The following is an 18,978-nucleotide window of genomic DNA, read 5'->3' as shown; positions in this document are numbered from 1 at the left end:
CGAGTTTACATGTCTACGGTGAATCGTAATTACCAGCAAGCGATACGCCACTAAAGGTGGATCTCGCAAGTAAGATCACGTACCAATCGCCTGGTTGTGGATCTGCAATTGTACATGTCTTGTTGGAGCCGGACAGTGCATTAGAGCACGCTGCGTTGGCAAATGTCGGAAGATCTTTTCTAGCATACAGATTGACATCCCCCGTTCCACCCGAGATTTTGAAAGTCAGATTTGATGCACCGGCCGGGACCTTGAGCCTATACCGGGCGGTATTCGGCGGGCTATCGGCGGGCCGCCCGATGTTCGAAACCATTTCTCCGCGTACCAACTCTTCAAATTTCGGGTATGGTATCTGGACGGGTTTCGTCACACTATCGCTCATTCCCTTATCGTCCGTTACGGTCAGCGTTACGTTAATCGTTTGCCCAATACTTTCACCCGGAGCGTATAGAGTTCTTTTCTCTGTCAATGGAAGCCACGATCTGGACGCCGGAGAGACGCCCCAATTAATAGTTCTCGCAGTAAGCTTACCTCCGGTAATTTTAGATGTGTCAGTAAGGGTTACGGTTTCTTCGGTATCAACTGAGGTAGAGGCTCTGAAATCTGCGATTAGAGTAGGATGAGTGCTCCTTGTCATCTGCACGGCTGCTGCTGCGTCGAGAACACCGCTACCTACAGGTTGATCGGGGGCCAGCGCAAATGGCCGCGCAGTGCGCACCAGGATACTTTTGATCTCGGACGGTGTCAGAGGCGTTGAAGCGACTGATTGCATCAGGGCGGCAACTCCCGTCACAAAAGGTGTAGCCATAGACGTGCCATCCATGGTGATATAGGTTTCCTCAGCAGGCAGATTGATACCGGAATTCCATGTTGACATCACGTTCTGGCTCGGCGCAGCGATGCTCACCAGGTCACCGTAGTTTGAAAGAGAATGCCGGTTTCCCTTCATCGACACTCCGCCCACTGTTATAACATCCCTGCAATTTGCGGGCTGCGTAGTCGAGACGTCGGAATTGTAATTTCCCGCTGCAACTATGATTGTCGTTCCACGAGTGACCGCGTCGTCGATCGCGTCCTGGAACGCGCGGCTACAGGTACCTTTTCCTTCGATACTGATATTGATTACCTGTGCCGGATAGGGGTTGGTCAGCGCCCCGGATACAAGACCGCCGGAAGCCCAGGTAATGCCGGTAGCAACATCCGACAGCCATCCAGTTCCACAGGCGTCCATAACCTTAACGGGTACGATCTTCGCTCCCCAGGCTGTTCCTGCAACCCCGATGCCATTATTTGTACTGGCCGCGAGTATCCCTGCGACAGGTGTACCATGCCAGGGAGGCCGGCAGCTGGTGCTCCCCTCGTCCCGGCCGGTGCCGCTGAACACGCCGCGAATGATGTCCGTACCGGGAAGAATATTCGCAGCGAGATCGGAATGATCCGCGATGCCATTATCCAGTTCCGCAATTGTGATTCCGGCACCGTTCGCGATATCCCATGCGGGTTCTGCGTTAATTCCGGCAGGATATTAAGCAGCGCTGAGAAAGGTGGTTTGCCGCGCATACATCGAGTCGTTGGGTATCATCGCACCTGTCATCGGTACATCAGGCTCAATGTACTCAACTCAGAGGAAGCATAGATCTGCTGCATGTACTCATACGCCTCTTCGCGCGTCAGCTTCCTGCTGGTCACAATAACATCTGCGCCGGTCGGGAGCCGATGTGAATGTCGCGCCGAAGTCCGCCGTCCGGCGGTCAACCGGTCCAGTCGGGATTGAACGCGTGCGTGGTCCTCGTGCTGCGAAACACCAGCTTTGAACTCGACGATGAATCTGTCAGTTTCGGCAGATTCCGGTAGAGCACTGGAATTGAATTGGGCGATCCTTTGAACGGCCCCAGCAGAACTCTCTGCAGCGGCATTTCCAACGCTGGTTGACGAGACAGGGTCATCGTCGTGACCACAGGCGGCAAAGAGCAACGACATGGCGACAATCGCCATGTTGCCCGCGCCGGTGAAAAGCGTGCGACGTGACCTACATAATGATTTCATGCTTCAATGGCTCCATGCATCTCATCTGGTCAACGGCAGTTATAGGTTCATGGACCTCCAGATCTGCCGCACCCCCCTTTTGAATCGCTGCACCCGGCTTTTTATCCTCCCTGAAATTCTTTCAGTGCGTTGGCGATCGCAATCACTACGTCATCCCATTGCCCAAGCGTTTTCTGCCTGAACAGACGGGCAGTGGAATACCACGGACTGTCCGACCTGTTTAATTGCCAGCGCCAGTCCGAGTTCAGGGGGACCATGATCCATACGGGTTTGCCCATTGCTCCGGCAAGATGAGCGACCGAAGTATCAACAGAGATAATCAGGTCGAGATGTTGCACAAGCCCTGCTGTATCATTGAAGTCATGGAGATGTTGCGACGGGTCGACCATCCTGAAGTCGTCCGCTGCGACCAGCGCATCTTCTTCACGCCAGTCTTTCTGCACCGCGACCCACGTCGCTGGTATCGCCTCGATCAACGAAATCAGCGTCCTGAGATGCATTGAACGAAATATATCGTTCTTGAACTTCGGGTTCCCCGCCCACGTTATGCCGATCCTTGGCCTCGATGCGGGCGCATCCGGAAAAAGCGCCCTCCACTTCCTGATTGAGTCAGATGACGCCCTGATATATGGAATGTCACACGGAATATGATTTTCAGGTCTATCAATAAAGCGTGGCGCACTGAGTAACGGTACCCAGAAGTCGTGCCCGTCAGGGGGATGCGACGAAAATACGCGTGTCACGCCGCCAACGCGCTCAAAGATGTTGTGGAGCGGTTTATCACACCAGGCATCGACAATGGCACCTGCGTCGTTCAATAGCTTTGCATAACGAATGAACTGTATCTGATCGCCAAATCCCTGCTCACCGACCAGCAGTAACCGCCTATTTGCGATGGATTCACCGCGCCATCGTTTTGCATTTCCGGAGTACTGGAATTGCCCACGCTTCATTGCGTCGTATCGACTGTCGTCATACTCCACCCACCCGCGAGAGAAATCCCCGCGACGCAACCGGTTATGAGCAAGGTTATAACGTGCTTTAACGTCTCCCGGAAATCTCGATAAAACTGCATTATATTGATCATCGGCCTCATCGAAACGACCGAGATTAGCAAGCGCAGCACCGAGGTTAAGTTGCGCCTGATGATTTGCAGGTGACAGTTCCAGCGCGCGCTGAAAACAGCCACGGGCGATTTCCATGTTGCACAAATCCAGATTGACGTTTCCTAACCCAAACCATCCTCGGCTGGATTTCGGGTTCAAGGCAAGCGCATGCGTGTAATATCGCAAAGCATCGAGGAATTGACCAGTCTTACTCATCGCCAGGGCGAGATTGGCATAATAGTCCGATTCAACTGGATTGCACCTTATCGCCGATTTCAGCAATGTAATGGCCTCTTCGGGCTTGCCGTTAGTGGCAAGCCAGTTGCCGAAATTGTTGAGGATAGCGGCGCGATCTGGTGCAAGCGCGCATGCCCGTTCGTGTGCGGCGCCCGCGTCAATGTCGCGACCAACTTCCGAATAGGCGATGGCCAGATTACTCCACGCTGACGGTTCGTTGAAGTCGCATTGGATAGCTTTTTCCAGAGCCTCAATGGCAATATCAGATTGGCCCTGCTGAAGCTTCAACGAACCGTATCGCCAAAGAGCCTCGAAATGAGTCGGGAAGGTTGATAAAATTTGCTGATAATATCGCTCGGCGATATCAAGCTTGCCGCACGTGTGATGGCGCTTTGCGTTTTCCAGAACCACATCAAGCGAGTCCATGTTGAATTCAATTCTTCAAAGTTGCGGTTGGTTTGTCGGAGAAAATGCCGCTTTTCTATTGCCCCGGATGCCACGGCATTACCGACAACCAGAGGATCACCGCTCCAATTGATGATGGGACAATTTGTTGCGCGGTCTTATTCTGCGAGGATGGTCGAAACGGGAAGGGCTGTACATCAGGCGAAATCTGAAAAAATAATGCCGGCTCGGGATCGTCTTCCGGCATCGGCGTGCCGATGTCCTCGAACAACGATTACCGGCAGTGCGTACGCGCCGAGCCCGGTGCTCGCCTAATTGCTGCTGTGCGTAACCGGTCTGTTCATCTACGCCGAAGCGGCGCCCCTGCGCCCATTGATCGGGCTCTATCGGGAGGGGTACGCGGCTGGACGGGCCTTCGTGCTGATGCGCGAACCTGCACCTTCAGCGAATATCTGCCCAATAAAGCGACCTACTGGTCGGGCGATGCGCCGATCGCGCCGCGCTATTTCCCGTACAACCGCTGCGGCGTATGGCAGTGCTCGACCTGCGGGCGCCTGTACTTGCGCTATGTCGAAGGCGGCGGCTACTTCGTCGATCGCAGGATTCGCGCGCTGAACGCGGATCTGATCGACGACGTGCCGCTGCCCGCATAACGCGGCTTACGCTGGCCGCGCCGCGGTTCAGGCACCGTCCTTGTTCGCGCGCGCGACGTTCAGCAGTTCTCTGACGCGCCGCGCGAATTTCGACAGCACGCCGCCGGACTGCGTCACGCCCTGCCGTCTATGCGGCATACGCTGCAGATCGTGCCGGTCGCTATCGAGCGCTCTCGCGTGACCGTCCGCGCTGAATGGCCACTCGACCACCACCGCGCGCAATTGCGCGGCACGCGAGCTTCTGTCGGCACGATCGATATACGCATTGATCTCCGACGCCTCGTGCCGCGCCGATTCCTCCGAATCGACGGCAATGTAGTCGTTCAGTCCTTCGATGTGGACGCACCATAACTGTTCGCTCACGTCGCGTCTCCTGCTGCGTTTTTCGTCCTGTCTGCTCAGCCTGGTGGCAGCCGTGATAATCTAGGGACGGCCCTGAGCCGTTCCCAGTTCAGATCCGCGAAGCACGGGCCTTGCGTCGCCTCGCTGAATTTGACCTCGTTGTGCCTGCCGTTCCACTCCATCACCTTGACCTGCTCGTTCGCATCGACGGTGACATCCCAGCCGATGCAGCGCGCAAACGGAATCTTCCTGTGAAGGCGTAGCACGGTGGCCATGCATTGCTCGAAACATGGAACCTTCACGCCCGCAAAGCGCACGCCCGAGTCCGGATGCGCGTCCACCGCGGCCCAGTCGCTCATATACCCGTCGTCGCACAGTTCGCCTGTGTCGAGTTTGACGGGCACGCAGACCTCGCGGTCGCTCAGCACATGCGTATCGTCGGCTCTGCCGAGGCGCAGGTAGCAAGCCCGCACGGAAATGCCGCCGGCGTCGTCCACCACGGTGGTAACACGCAATGTCGCCACCGGCTTCGCGGCAAACGTAGCGAACAGACGGTGCTGGTTGATGAACGTCTGAATCACGCCATTGCCGAGCGACCTGATGATCGCGGGGTCGAAGTTGGCACGGTCGAAGATGTAAACACCATCGCCCTGTTTGGAGCCGTCGAGCTTGAAGACGACGCGCTCGGTATGCTCGAACACGACGTCTTTCAAGTCTTGCTCGGGCACCACGACGCTTTTTCCCGCAAAGAACAGCCCATTGGCAAAGTACGCGATGTCCGGCAATTCGTCGCCGTCGAAGATCAGCCGCGCAATCGGCTTCAGGTTCGAAATCGTGCCGTACCAGCCTTGCATATGCGGCACGACGACGATGCCGTAGTAATTATCCGGAATCCAGCCTTCCCTGAAGGTGCCGCAAAACGCGCTATAAACGCGCAGCCAGGGCGCGTAGACCAGGTCGCCGAACACGTCGCGCGCATAGGTATCCGCGAGCCGCAAGTTGTTCGGATCGGCCTCGCCGTACCTGCTTTCGAGTTGCTGCAATATTCTTCTCGCCTGCAAATCGTGCTCGTGGTGAAAGCGGTAAAGCGAGACTCGCTTCGCTGATCGTCTAACTACATCTTCAACGCCGGATAGCATCATGCTCAGTACGCGTTCGGATGATGAAGCCCCTTGAAAACCGTGGCGAGAATGATCTTCACATCGAGCCAGAACGACCAGTTTTGAAGGTAGTACAGATCGTGTGCGACGCGACCTTCCATCTTTTCGAGGCGATCGGTCTCGCCGCGATACCCGTTGATCTGCGCCCAGCCGGTAATGCCGGGTTTGATCCGGTAACGATGGATATAGCCCGACACGATGTTCTGATAGAGATCGTCGTGTTCGAGCGCATGCGGACGCGGCCCCACCACCGACATGTCGCCGCGCAGCACGTTGAAGAACTGCGGCAGTTCGTCGAGACTCGTGCGGCGCAGGAACGCGCCGACGCGCGTGATGCGTGGATCGTCGCGGTGGGCCTGTTCGAGAATTCCCGGCTTCTGCTCGTGCAAGCGCATCGTGCGGAACTTGTAGATGGTAAAGACGCGGCCGTCGGCACCTTTGCGGCGCTGCCTGAAGAACACCGGCCCGCGCGAGCTCAGTTTGACCGCGATCGCGCAGCCCAGCAGTATCGGCGCGATCGCGATCAACGCGACGAGCGCGAACAGCCGGTCGAACAGGTCTTTCTGCACCAACGCCTTCGGCGGCAGCGGCGACGCGGCGAGATTGATCGTCGGCAAGCCGAGCAACTCGGTCATGCTGCCTTCGAACAACGCAAGCGAGCGCACGTCGGGCATGAAGCGCACATTGATCAGGTCGTTGCGAAACTCCGACGCCAGCTTGAGAATCGCGCGCTCCTCGGTGAGCGGCAGTGCCAGCCACACTTCGCCGATCTGCTGTTCGCGCACGTAGCGAGCGAACGCGCCCTGTTCTTCGAACACCTGCACCGACGGGCGCGGCGGAATGCAGCAGCCGGGGTGCAGGTTATACAACGCATTCGCGCGAAAGCCGGCCGCGGGCGATGTCTCGATCTTCCGGATGATCTCGTCGCAATGATCGCCGCACGCCGCCACCGCGACCTGCTGCAAGTTCATCCCCGCATGACGCATGCGGCCGAGCAGCTTGTGCGTGATCAACCGGCCGGCCATCATCGCCGCGCCCGAGATGCCGGTCCAATACACGAACCAGAGCCGCGACACGAAGTCGATCCGGTGCAGCGAGAACATCAGCACCATCGCGCAGGCCTGCACCACCAGCCAGCCAAGCGCCACCTGGCTCGCGAGCACTCTTTTCGAGCGGCCGCGCCACGATTCGTACACCCCGAAGGCCGGAAAAACCGCGAGGGCGAACGCCGCGGCAAAAGCAACGAACGCGAAATAGAAGCTCCTTTGCGAGCCGCCGTCGAAGCGGATCTGGGAGGCCGCGCAGGCCCCAGCCACGATCATCGCGACGTCGAACGCTCTCGCCAGTAGACCAGTCAGCAATCGCATCACAGCCCCCTCATAGCACGTATCAGGTCGACTCCGTCGCATCAGCCACAGCGCCCGTATTGGTCGTCGAAGCGAACGATGTCGTCTTCGCCGAGATAAGTGCCCGACTGCACCTCGATGATCTGCAGCGGTACCCGGCCCGGATTTTCGAGCCGATGGCGAACACCCAACGGGATAAAGGTCGATTCGTTTTCGCCAAGCAGAAACTGCTCCTCTCCGCGCGTCACGAGTGCGGTGCCGCACACCACGACCCAATGCTCGGCGCGATGATGGTGCATCTGCAACGACAAACGCCCGCCCGGCATCACCACGATGCGCTTCACCTGAAAGCGCTCGCCGTGATCGATCGAGTCGTAAAAGCCCCACGGGCGCCGGACTTTTCTGTGCGCATCGGCTTCCGGAGAGTTCTCGCGTCTGATCCGCGACACGAGTGCCTTGATGTCCTGCACATGCGAGCGATCCGCGACGAGCACCGCGTCATCGGTTTCGATCACGATCATGTTGTCGGTGCCGACGCAGGCAAGAAGCCTGCCTCCTTGCGAGCGGGCGTACGTCGCGGTCGCTCCTTCGAACAGCACGCGACCGCTGGCCGCGTTGCCGCACTCGTCCTTCTCCATCGCTTGCCAGACCGCATCCCACGAGCCGAGATCGGACCAGCCCGCTTCGAGCGGCACCACTACGCCGAAAAACGCCGACTCCGGTTTGCCAAGCTGTTCCATCACCGCGTAGTCGATCGAGTCGGACGGCGAACCCAGAAACCCGTCGGCGTCCGGCATGATGCATTCTTCAGTCTTCTTCGCGTCGCGGTACGCCTGCACGCAGGCGGCGTGCATCTCAGGCTGAAACTGCCGGATCGCGGATAGCCACACCGACGCCCGCACGACGAAGATGCCGCTATTCCACCAGTAACTGCCCGACGCGACGTACTGGGCCGCGAGCTCCGCCGCGGGCTTCTCGACGAAACGCTCGATCCGGCGCGCGCCGTCCGGCAATGCGTCGCCGAGGCGGATATAACCGAAGCCCGTGTCGGGCCGTACGGGCGGCACGCCTAGCGTGACGATCGCGCCGTCGCGCGCGTGCTTCGCGGCGCCGTCGAGCGCGTGATGAAGCGCTTCGAGATTCGCGATCGCATGGTCGGCGGGCATCGCGACCAGGATCGCGTCTTCCTCTTCCGGGCATGCCGCCAGCGCGGCCAGCGTCAGCGCCGGCGCCGTATCCCGACGCCCGGGTTCGACCACGATCCGCGCGTTCACGCCGATCTCGCGAGCCTGTTCGTAAGTGGCGAAATAATGCTCAGTGCCGCAAACGATCACGGGATCGGCCGCGACGTTCCATGCGCGATCGAAGCCCGCCATGCGCCCCATGGTCGCTTGCAGCAAGGTCTGATTGCCGATCACATCGATCAGTTGCTTGGGAAACTGTTCGCGCGATACCGGCCACAACCGGGTACCGGAACCACCGGCGAGAATCACCTGCACGAGCGTCGGAAACTCCGCCTCGGCAGAATCCTGTCGTATCGTTTCGACATCCGTCGCGACTGCTGCCGCGCTAACCTTGCCCATCGCTAACTCCTTCGCATTGAAACCGGCTCGGGAACGCGTCTTTCTGGACGCCGCCGCATAACACGGTGTGCCGCGATCCACGCAAATACCGTCTGATGTGATTTATTGACAGGGCGTCCGCGTCGAATGGACCAGACCAGCAGTTCAGTTCGCTGTGAAGAAAAGCATCCGCCGACGGAGAATCCGGCTCGATCGCGAAGTACGGAAACTGACTGGCCGGATCGCAGTGGTCTGCTCGACAACGACGACCGGAAAACGATTGAAACGAAAGAACGAATGCGGCAACGACGTGCTTTGGATCTGGTCGACATCGTGCCCCGATGAATTCATCATAGTGAGGACACGTTGCCACGCAGGCCATCTGGCGCGAAGCGCGGAAGTTTTGGCGGCGCTCGCGGACTCGATTTAGCAAACTTGCGAACGAGCTTGCACTTCTATTGCAGGGCGCACGATTGGAAATAAACCGCGACACGTGCTACCGTTTAATGAACGTCCCATGGCATTCATGTCAAAGAGAAACAGCGGTGTGATCGTGCGGCCACACTGCGAGTTTTCCGCCGTTTCCAATCTCGCCATCGTTCAGCGCATGGGTACCACCCAATCGGCGCGCCATCGGCTTTTCTGGAGTTGCAATGGCCTATATTTCGCTACTCGCACTTTTCATGACGGTCACGAATTTCGTGCCCATCTGTGCGATCGGCTTTGTCCCGATGCTATTGCTCGCATGGCGCTTTTACGGCCGCAGTTATCCCCCATTCATCGCGCCGCTTACCGCCTTCACGGTGCTCGCGATCGTCTCGACGCTGCTCTATGATCCGCAATCGTTCCTCGATTTCGATTTCTATCGGCGCGACGGCAATTTTTTCATCTCGTATCTGCCCATTTTTGCCGGTTGCGTATATGTGCACCGCTGGGATCTGAACAAGGTACTGCGTGCGCTGTTCATTTTCGCGGTCGTGATCAATCTGCCGATGTACGCGTACTTCATCGCGGAAAACGGGCTTTTCAGCATCTTCGTTCACGCAAACGACAGCTTCGGCAGCTACTTCATTGCCCGTAACGCAGCCGGTGGCTTCCTGGCGATGCTGTTCTGTCTCGGCATAGCCTGCTATCTGCAGAAACGCAGCAAGCTGCTGATCGCGCTGCTCGTCTGCAATGCGCTGATGCTGTTTTCGACCTATAGCCGCGGCTCGCTGCTCGGCGCGGTGGCCGTGCTGCCCTATCTGTACTTTGGCCGCAAACGCTGGATTCTCGGCACGCTGATCGCCGTGATGCTGGTCGCCTCGCTCGCCATCGCGATCTACCATACCGAACCGAACGTCGACTACATGGGCTATTCGTTCGCGATTCACTCCAATGACGCCAAGGTCGCCAACCTCAACATTCGCTACGAATGGTTGTGGCCACGAGCGCTCGCGTATTTCGTGCAAAGCCCGCTCGTCGGTCTCGGCTTCGGCGCCTTCGACGATCATATCGGCAGCCTCGTGTCGTACTTCCATCTGTTTGCGGTGCCGTCCAACGTGGTGATCGAACACAGCGACTCGCATGCTCACAACTCGTACCTGAATATCCTCGCTGAGCTCGGCGTAGTGGGCCTGACGCTGATCCTCGCGTTCTTCTGGAAGCTGGTCGAATGGAGCAAACAGGGGGCGGCGTATGCCGCGTTGGTCGAAGGGGGGCGCCAGTTCGCGGCGTTCCGCTTCGTCGAGATTTCGTCGGTCTGCCTGCTGGTGATGTCGGCTACCGAGCATCGGCTGGTCTCGCCGTCGAACGTATTGATTCTTTCTCTGGTGGTCTCGCTGCTGCTGGCCGCGCGTCCGCTGACGGCCACCGTATTCAGGCCCGGCACGCGCGGAGCGCGCAACGCGGGCATCGTGGGCACGCGAGCTGCACAGCCCGTGCCCCGGCGCCCGACTCAGGGTGTCACGTCGGCAAGATGACGTTCTTCGACCGGCAGCGACTGAGTCGGCGCATAGGGAAGAAACTGTTCGACGCACGCATACGGGAGCCGCGCTTCGACGAAGCCCATCAGCGCCTTCTTGAAGTTCTCCGACGAAAAGCGCTCGGCATTCTTGCGGCACACGCGCGCGTCGAATAAGGCTGCGCTGCTCTCGAAGCGGGTCACGGCTTCAAGCAGGGACGCGGTGCTTTGCTCACCGAAGAAGACGCCGGTGGGCCGCTCGAGCGGCAACCCCACCACCGATTCAAGCGCGCCGCCGCGGCCGAACGCGATGACCGGCGTGCCGCATGCCTGCGCTTCCACCACGGAGATGCCGAAATCTTCTTCCGCCGCGAACACGAATGCGCGTGCGCGCCGTAAATGATCGACCAGCATCTCGGACGGCTGATGCCCGAGAATCTGCACGTTATCGCCGGCCACCGCTTTGATCCTCTTCATCTCGGGACCTTCGCCGATCACGACCAGCTTGCGCTCGGGCGTTTGAGAAAAGGCCTGAACGATCAGATCGATACGCTTATAAGGCACCATACGCGACGCTGTCACGTAGAAATCTTCTTTCTCCGTACCAATGGACATCTTCGCCAGATCGACCGGCGGATAGATCACGGTCGCATCGCGCTGATAGGCCTTTCTGATCCGCCGCGCAATGAACTGAGAATTCGCGACGAGATGATCGACCCCGTTCGCGGAGCGCGAATCCCAGCTGCGAATGTAATGAAGCAGCACGCGCGCCAACGCCGAGCGCAGTCCCGTGTCGAGATGGGATTCGCGCAGGTACTGATGTTGAAGATCCCACGCGTAGCGGATCGGCGAATGAATGTAGCTGATATGCACCTGATTCGGCCCGGTCAACACGCCCTTCGCGACTGCGTGCGAGCTCGAAATGACGAGATCGTAGGCGGACAGATCCACCTGCTCGATCGCAATCGGCATCAATGGTAGATAGGCGCGGTATCGTCTTCGCGCGAATGGCATCTTCTGGATGAACGACGTGTTGACGGACTTCCCCTTCACGCATTCGCGGTCTTCGAGAAAATCGACAATCGAAAAGATGTCCGCATCCGGGAAGCACTCGATGATGTTCTTCAATACTTTCTCGGCGCCGCCGGACACTACCAGCCAATCGTGAACAATAGCGACTTTCACTTCGACCTCCTGTGACAATCCAACCGAACTCCCGCACACCCACGCGCCACTTCAATCATCTTTTGCGCCGCCCGCCTGCGTACGAAGCCCACACACCACCCTTACCCGTTCGAGCGCCCGCTCCGCGCCGGGCAACACCCCGACCAGCTCGAGGCGAATCAACACGCTGAGCAGCGCCACCGACGACGACGCCTCCCCGATCACGCGAGCAGACGCCATGCCAATTGCGCCGAAACGCGGCGCGAGAATCAGCGCCGTGGCGAGGTTGAGCAGCGCTGACGCGACCCCGACGATCGCGAGTACCCGGTCTTTCCTGCGCGGCACGAATACGTAGAGCGCGACGAAATCATTGAAGGCCGCGAACGGGAACATCCATGCAAATATCTGCAGCACGTGCACGCTCGGCTCGAACGCGGCGCCGAGAATCAGAGGCAACACGAAAGGCGAAAGTGTCAACGCGCCGCACAGCACGATTACGCCATAGCCCATCAGCAAGATCGCGCCTCGCCGCGTCGTGACATGCGCGCCGGCCGTGTCGCCCTGCGCGAGCTGGCGGGTTATCGTCGGAATAAAGACCTGCGCCGCGGGGGACATCAGGCTCAGTCCGATCGTCGCGAAACGCTCGGCCGCGCCGAAATAGCCGACCTCCGCCGGCGTCGAGAACAAGGTCAGCAAATACGTCGACGATGCCGTCAGCACGACGGAGCCGGACGAATAGCAGAACAGCATCGCCGACCTGCGCACGAGCGGCAGGACGCCGGCAAACGCCAGACGCGGCCAACCGATCTGCCATGTCGCCAAACCATAGGAAATAACCGAAGACGCGATTCCCGCAATCAGCAGACTCGCCAACACCCATACGGCGTCGTTCGGTCCTTTGACGAGCGTCAGCACCAGTACGAGGCTCAGCGCGAAGCCGAATACTTCGATCATGATCGGCGTACGAATCTGCTGCCGCCCCTGAAACAGCCAGCCGAGATTGCATGCCGACACGATGCCGAGCAAGGTCGCGAGCACGCCGATCAGCGGCTGCTCCGATAATAACGGTGAACAGAACGTCGCAATGATGCCGATGCCCGCGCCGATCACGCCGAATACCAGCCGCGCACTGACTTGTAGCGAGTAGATCGCATTGCATTCCTGCGGCGACTGCGCTTTCGCCACCTCGCGCATCCCGACGAAGGTGAACCCGAAGCCGACGAGCATCCATATCACGTTCATCAACGACATCGACGCGAGTACCCGGCCGTACTCGGCCACGCCGAGCACCCGGCCATAGAACGGCACGACGATCATGAGGTACACGTACCTCATGAAATAGCCGACGTAGACAAATATGATTAGATTGGCGCTCGCTCGTCTATCCATGCCTTCCTCCTTCGCCTCAGCGTCCTGCGACGCCACGGCGCGCGTGCGGGTTGGCGATATAACGAGGTCGTTGCCGGGAAGCGAAGGCATTTGCCGAGCGACGCCACATCGCGATGTCCGCGGTCGATCCGGGCCAGCCGTTCGTGCCGATCAGATCAGACCTCATGTGGACGCGCGGGTTCGTCGGCGTTGGGTCCCGTACCAGGGCAAAAGCGGGTCCGAGCTTCGACGGCGGCGCGGCCGCGCCCGGCGCCAATGCAGCGCGTGGGCGCAATGCACGTCTTCTGCCAGCACGGGTCTTCATGCGATCCATGTTCGTGTTCACCCATCGCTAGCTCGCGGACGCGCGCGGCGTCAGCTCGACCAGTCGCTCGCCGGTCCGGACATCGAGGAGTTCGAGTACCTGTTGCGCCGCGCGCTCCCAGCGAAACTCGCGCGCATGCGCGCGCCCCGCCACGCGGTAACTTTGGCGAAGCCCGGCATCGCCCATCATCTTCGCGATCTTTGCGGCGATGTCGTCCGCGGAAGTCGCCTCGCAGTACATCGCGGCATGGCCGCACGCCTCCGGTATCGAGGTGCGCGCGGACGCGATCACCGGACAGCCGCAATACATCGCTTCCAGAGGCGGCAGACCGAAACCTTCGTACAACGACGGAAACACGAGGCATCCCGCGCTCTCGTACAGCGCCTTCAACTCCCCGTCCGACACGAAACCGGCCCACACGATCTGCCGCGAATGCACCGGATGCTCCACGCCTGCGCTACTGAAGATGCGCGGATTCTTTTTACCCACGATGACGAATTTGACGTCGCTCAGATGCCCTAGCCGCGCGATCGCAGCCAGCACGCCGCGCAGATTCTTGCGCGGGTCGAGACTGCCGACGATCACGCAATAAGCGTCCTGCTTCAATCCGAGCCGTTGCAGCACCGACGGGTCGGAAACGATCCGGTCGAGATGATCCGCGCCGGGCGTCACCACTTTCACACGTGATTCGTCGATTTTCAGGTGATGGCAGATACGCGCCTTCGAAAACGTCGACACCGTTAGAACGATTGGATGCGTGCGCGGCAATAGCGTGAAACAGATGCGATACCAGAGCCGGAATTTCCTCGAGAATCCTTCCGGCACGTCATAGACGGCCATGTCGTGAACCATCACGATCTGCCCGTGCTTGAACAGCGGATTCGTATTGCACAGACTCAGCAGCGTGAGGCCGCGTGCGGCGATCGGCAGCGTGATCTGCTCCCACAGCGTGCCGCGCAGCCACGGAAAGCGCCGTTGCGGTTCGAGCTGTGCGCCAGGCTCCACCACGTTTTGCGGCACGAACACTTCGGGTTTGTCACCCGGCGCGGCGCGCATCTGCATGGCCCTGGTCAGCTCGTACGCAACGCGCTGAACCCCCGTGACGGACTGCGAAGTAAACTTTCCGTTGATTGCAAAGGCCATCTGATTCTCCGTTTTGCGCCATCGCGAACACGCTTTACCGCGTCGAGGTCTCCACCCGCTCAGGTGCCTCGCGGCGCTGGCGGCGCGATGTCGTTTTCGCCGAAATCGCTGGCATAGTTCGTTTCGTAGCCGTAATTCTTCGTGCTTCGACGCAGCGGAATGCCGTTGAATACCGCACCCGCGATGCGCCCTTCCGCGCGCTCCATCTTTTTGACCGTGTCGGCGATCTCCTCCTCGCTTTGCATGCCCGAGCGCAGCACCAGCAGGGACGCGCCCGCCTCGTTCGCAACGATCGATGCGTCGGTGACCGCGAGGAAAGGCGGCGTATCGATGATCACCAGATCGAACTGGCCCGACAGCCGCTCGAGCAGGTCCTTCAGGCGCGGCTTCATCAGAAGTGCAGCGGGATTTTCCGGGCGCGCGCCGCACGACAGGAACGTCAATCCGTCGATGTGGGTCGAGCGCAACGCATTACGCAGCGGCATGCGCTCCGCCAGTACTTCCGAAAGGCCGCCCCGATTGCTCTCGTTAAATAGCGAGGCGAGATGGCCGCGACGCATATCGGCATCGATCAGTACCACGCGCGAACCGACTTCCGCGTGCAGGATCGCCAGATTCGCGGCGACGAAGCTCTTGCCCGCGGACGGCGTGGGCCCGATGATCATCACGATGTTGTTGCGCGCATGCGCGAGATCGCGCGTGACGGCGGTCCGTACGCTGCGCAGGGCTTCGACCGACGTGTCGTGCGGAAAGCGTGCGGCGAGAATCCTGTTCTGAATGCCGGCATCGAGCTGAATGTCGTGCAGACTCTTCTGCATTGGCGGCTGGGCGCGCCCGGCCGCGGCCGGTAGCGCTTTGCGCCCAGCGTTCGCATCGCGATCGAGCAGCAGCTGCTGATGGCTGAACAGAACCTCGCCGAACACCGGCACGCTCATCTGACGCTCGACGTAGCGCGGATCCGTCACGCCGATCATCACATGGCGGCGCATGAAGACCAGCACGACGCCGGACACGACACCGAGCACCAGCCCGCCGCCGAGCACCAGAATCGGCTGCGGCATGACAGGCATATGCGGCCTGATCGCCTGGTCGAGAATGTGCGCGCCGCCGGTCGTGCTGGCGCGGCGTACCTGCAATTGCTCGGCCTTCTGCACCATGCCGAGATACACCGTTTCGGCGACCTTCTGCGCGCGGATCAGATCGACGCTCGCGCGTTCCGACGCCGGCATGCCATTGAAATGGTCGGAGAATTTCGCTTTCGCTTGATTCAATTGCGCGAGCTGCTCGTCGATGTTCTGCACCCAGCGGCTCTGCGGCGTATAGCGCTCGAGCATTTGCGTGCGCTGCAATTGCAACGTCGCGATCTGCTTGTCGAGATCCAGGCCGCCCTGCAAGTAGGCTTGCGCCTCATTGGTCGGCTGCATCGATTGCGCGCTCGAGCGGAAGTTCTTCAGCGCTTCCTCGCTTTTTCGCAGATCGCCGAGTAGGCGCGGTAGCTCGCCGTTAATGAACGCAAGCGTCTGCGTGTCGTTTGCCTGCCGGCTCGCCACCGCGGATGTGAGGTATTGCTGCCCCAATGCATTGGCGACGGCCGCGGCTTTGTCCGGGCTCTTGTCGCGGTACTGTATTTCCATCAGCCCCGAGTCCTTCACCTTGTCGCCGATCTTGACGAGGTTATCGAAGCGCTTGATCGCATCCAGCTCGTTCCAGCGGACCACTTCGAATTTCGTGCCCGGCCGCGCATCGAGTTCCTTCACGAGCATCGACACGCCGTTCTGCTTGAGCGGCATGCCCACCGTACCGCTCGCCAGCAACTCGCCGGACGGCCCGTGCAATTGGAAGCCGCCATTATCGAGCGCAGTCAGAGTCAGCTTCTCTTCCTCGAGTTCGCGCGGCACATCGAGCGACGCGATCTGCACGCGCTCGCCGCCCCATGCAAACGATTTCAGCCCAAACCACGGCGCGGAGGGTTGTCCCGGCGTCGCGAATTTTTCGGCGATGTCGCCGAGCACCGGCAGCTTGTGGGGCTTTATCGAAATGTCGAAACGGAACTGGTCGATGACCGGCTGCAAAACCGAGCGGCTCTCCATGACCGCCATTTCGGTTACCGACGATGGTGTCGGCGGCGGCAGCAGTTCCTGGTTCTGCAACGCGAGTCCGAGCGCATTTGGCTCGGGTGGGTCCACACGAATGATTACGTCGGCGGAATAGATGGGTGTAGCAATCAGAAGATACGCGACCGCGAGCGTGAGGACGACGACCGTCGTCACCACGATCTCCCAGATGTGGTCGCGCATTAGCGTGAGCATCCCGCTGGCACTGAGTTGTCTGCGCTCGGTATCAACAGCGGGATAGAGCGAGTTTTGCGGATAGTAATCCACCGGTCTGATCCTTGCAGGTTGATGAAACAAAACGATCGACGATCGCTTTGCGTCGCCACGTCGCTATTTATGCCGCCGGCCAGATAGGCCCTCGATTGGCTGGCAGCACGGCGAAGCGACGTGCTGTGTCGGGTTAGGTCGGGGAGCCGTGTTCGGGACCTCTCGAAGCACGGAAAGCTACACACCTAATGCTTATCCACCGCAGCGTTGCCGATTGTTCTTCTCACGAATCAGGGAATGCGAAGCCCGCCATTCACGTAATCCGCGATTGACAATTTCTCTCTCGATGTTGCGGTGAAGCATAGTCCGCAAAGGATCGAGGCATTCGCCGGCGGCCCAAAGTAGGGTGCTATTGGCCGATAATGCGGAGCCTTTTACAAATGAAACAGAAGCCGGAAAGGCTTGTTGCGATCTGCAATTGCTGTAACAGAGTTATACGGGCGACGCCGTACATCGCGACAGAACGCGATTTGCAGGGTGAAAGTGCAAGGAATGCTGTCGTTATCAAGCTAATCGCGCCGAAACCACGCCACTCGGCGCATTCCGCCGATCTATGCTCGTCTGGCTTGCAAGAATCGCGCTAATTGATCGGGAAAAAAATGCCGCGCAACGTTAATTAGTAGCACGCATTTTGGCCAATAGCGAGGTAAGAATTTCTGGGATCCTGACGATTACGCCAAAACACCCGCGCATGCCGGCCAAGCTCGTCTCACCCAAATCGTTGCGCTAATCTCAATGCGTAGATTTTCCTGACTGGAGAAGCTCGCGTGATGAAGCACATTGGTCTATTCGTCTTTCAGGATTGTTCGATGGCAAGTACCGGCGCGATTGGCGACGCGTTTCGGCTTGCCAATGAGTTCAAGAGAACGGCTGGCGAAGAGGCGCCATACCGGTTTACCGTCGTATCCGACGGCGGCGGTCTGGTGACCAGCTCCTCCGGTATATCGATCTGGACGCAAGGCCTCGAACGGTACTGCCTCGCTGATTTTCACGCGTTCTTCGTCGCGTGCCGCGACGTCACCGAAGTCGCCGAATCGAACGACCGCTTTCTGTCGTGGATCTCGCTGCAAGGATCGATCGCATCGTTCGGCATGCAACAGGGTGCGAATCTCGCGGTCGTCTGCAACGATCCGCTGCAATCGATCGTGCCGATCTTTCTGTTCGACGACAGCGGTGACGCCGCACGCACGCAAAGCAACGTGACGCCGACCGATCTCGCACTCGCGCAGATCGAGCGCGACATCAATACCGACACGGCCCGCAAGATCGGCCGCATCCTGCAGACCGGCTACGCCGAGAAAAGCCGTTCGGAGTTCGACGACGTCAACATCACGACGACGACGGAGAAGATTCGCGAATCGGCGCGCTGGATCAAGGAGAACTACAGCAAGGCTATTTCGGTTGCGCAGGCGGCCGAATCGGTGGCAATGAGCAAGCGCAACTTCCAGCGCCGCTTCAAATGCGAGTTCGGCATGACGCCACTCGAATATTTGCTGCGCACACGCTTCGAGATCGTTCGCTCGATGCTGAAGAACACCGATTTGCCGGTGGACAAGATTGCGCGCCGTTGCGGAATGGGCGACGGCAATCGACTCGGGCGCCTATTCAAGGAACGCTATGGCATGTCGCCGACCCAATTCCGTGCGCAACAGCACGTGGATGCGGATGAACGTTGGCTGACGCCGGAGGAAAGCTGGAGCGCCGCGACCGAGATGCTCCGGCAGGCGCCGCTGACGCTTTGATTTCAATTCCCGGTTACTCCGAGGACACTTTGATTGCAATTTCCCTGTTACTCCGA

The 18,978-nt window shown here is 59.4% G+C and carries 15 protein-coding genes; 4 read left to right on the top strand and 11 right to left on the bottom strand.

The window, feature by feature from the left end; genetic code table 11:
* Nucleotides 1-13: 13 nt before the first annotated feature.
* From EVC45_RS23020 to EVC45_RS23010, 3 genes are all read right to left on the bottom strand, one after another.
* Nucleotides 14-1,471, bottom strand: a complete 1,458-nt coding sequence (locus tag EVC45_RS23020) for a S8 family serine peptidase (protein ID WP_306770787.1) — start codon at nt 1,469-1,471, stop codon at nt 14-16.
* A 119-nt stretch (nt 1,472-1,590) separates the two neighbouring features.
* On the bottom strand, nt 1,591-2,046 hold the full coding sequence (locus EVC45_RS23015) for a hypothetical protein (protein ID WP_129960541.1): 456 nt from the start codon (nt 2,044-2,046) through the stop codon (nt 1,591-1,593).
* A 101-nt stretch (nt 2,047-2,147) separates the two neighbouring features.
* Entirely contained in the window at nt 2,148-3,815 is a 1,668-nt protein-coding gene (locus tag EVC45_RS23010) for a tetratricopeptide repeat protein (protein WP_129960540.1), read from the bottom strand.
* A 230-nt stretch (nt 3,816-4,045) separates the two neighbouring features.
* Between EVC45_RS23010 and EVC45_RS46845 the strand changes: the two genes are divergently transcribed.
* Nucleotides 4,046-4,447: a hypothetical protein gene (locus tag EVC45_RS46845; RefSeq protein ID WP_248295219.1), complete on the top strand. Its 402-nt coding sequence runs from the start codon at nt 4,046-4,048 to the stop codon at nt 4,445-4,447.
* Nucleotides 4,448-4,474: 27 nt separating this feature from the next.
* On the opposite strand, the gene EVC45_RS23000 is transcribed toward EVC45_RS46845, so the two are convergent.
* From EVC45_RS23000 to EVC45_RS22985, 4 genes are read right to left on the bottom strand one after another with little or no spacing between them, the layout of a single operon-like run.
* Nucleotides 4,475-4,810 (bottom strand): hypothetical protein, encoded by a 336-nt coding sequence (locus EVC45_RS23000; RefSeq protein ID WP_129960539.1) that lies wholly within the window; start codon nt 4,808-4,810, stop codon nt 4,475-4,477.
* A gap of 35 nt (nt 4,811-4,845) precedes the next feature.
* Entirely contained in the window at nt 4,846-5,931 is a 1,086-nt protein-coding gene (locus tag EVC45_RS22995; RefSeq protein ID WP_129960538.1) for a sugar-transfer associated ATP-grasp domain-containing protein, read from the bottom strand.
* Between the two features lie 2 nt (nt 5,932-5,933).
* On the bottom strand, nt 5,934-7,316 hold the full coding sequence (locus EVC45_RS22990; protein WP_129960537.1) for an undecaprenyl-phosphate glucose phosphotransferase: 1,383 nt from the start codon (nt 7,314-7,316) through the stop codon (nt 5,934-5,936).
* A gap of 41 nt (nt 7,317-7,357) precedes the next feature.
* Nucleotides 7,358-8,878, bottom strand: a complete 1,521-nt coding sequence (locus tag EVC45_RS22985; protein ID WP_129960536.1) for a mannose-1-phosphate guanylyltransferase/mannose-6-phosphate isomerase — start codon at nt 8,876-8,878, stop codon at nt 7,358-7,360.
* 126 nt (nt 8,879-9,004) lie between these two features.
* Between EVC45_RS22985 and EVC45_RS22980 the strand changes: the two genes are divergently transcribed.
* Together EVC45_RS22980 and EVC45_RS22975 are read left to right on the top strand one after the other, a co-directional pair.
* Nucleotides 9,005-9,202, top strand: coding sequence for a hypothetical protein (locus tag EVC45_RS22980; RefSeq protein ID WP_129960535.1), 198 nt, complete (start codon nt 9,005-9,007; stop codon nt 9,200-9,202).
* A gap of 308 nt (nt 9,203-9,510) precedes the next feature.
* On the top strand, nt 9,511-10,818 hold the full coding sequence (locus tag EVC45_RS22975; RefSeq protein ID WP_129960534.1) for an O-antigen ligase: 1,308 nt from the start codon (nt 9,511-9,513) through the stop codon (nt 10,816-10,818).
* Here the strand turns inward: EVC45_RS22975 and EVC45_RS22970 are convergent.
* From EVC45_RS22970 to EVC45_RS22950, 4 genes are all read right to left on the bottom strand, one after another.
* The gene (locus EVC45_RS22970; protein ID WP_129960533.1) at nt 10,794-11,984 is read right to left on the bottom strand and encodes a glycosyltransferase family 4 protein; all 1,191 of its coding nucleotides are present in this window, start codon (nt 11,982-11,984) and stop codon (nt 10,794-10,796) included. The two genes, EVC45_RS22975 and EVC45_RS22970, sit on opposite strands and share 25 nt — an antisense overlap.
* A 51-nt stretch (nt 11,985-12,035) precedes the next feature.
* Entirely contained in the window at nt 12,036-13,352 is a 1,317-nt protein-coding gene (locus EVC45_RS22965; protein WP_129960532.1) for a lipopolysaccharide biosynthesis protein, read from the bottom strand.
* Nucleotides 13,353-13,683: 331 nt separating this feature from the next.
* Entirely contained in the window at nt 13,684-14,799 is a 1,116-nt protein-coding gene (locus EVC45_RS22955) for a glycosyltransferase family 1 protein (RefSeq protein WP_129960531.1), read from the bottom strand.
* A 59-nt stretch (nt 14,800-14,858) separates the two neighbouring features.
* Nucleotides 14,859-17,180 (bottom strand): polysaccharide biosynthesis tyrosine autokinase, encoded by a 2,322-nt coding sequence (locus EVC45_RS22950; protein WP_211193461.1) that lies wholly within the window; start codon nt 17,178-17,180, stop codon nt 14,859-14,861.
* Between the two features lie 770 nt (nt 17,181-17,950).
* On the opposite strand from EVC45_RS22950, the gene EVC45_RS22945 reads away from it, so the two are divergent.
* Nucleotides 17,951-18,922 (top strand): GlxA family transcriptional regulator, encoded by a 972-nt coding sequence (locus EVC45_RS22945; RefSeq protein WP_129960564.1) that lies wholly within the window; start codon nt 17,951-17,953, stop codon nt 18,920-18,922.
* The last annotated feature ends 56 nt before the right edge of the window (nt 18,923-18,978 follow it).

The sequence above is a fragment of the Paraburkholderia sp. UYCP14C genome (assembly GCF_004197395.1).
Lineage (GTDB): Bacteria > Pseudomonadota > Gammaproteobacteria > Burkholderiales > Burkholderiaceae > Paraburkholderia.
Note: the sequence above shows the minus strand (reverse complement) of the source record. Positions and strands in the feature narration are given on the sequence as shown.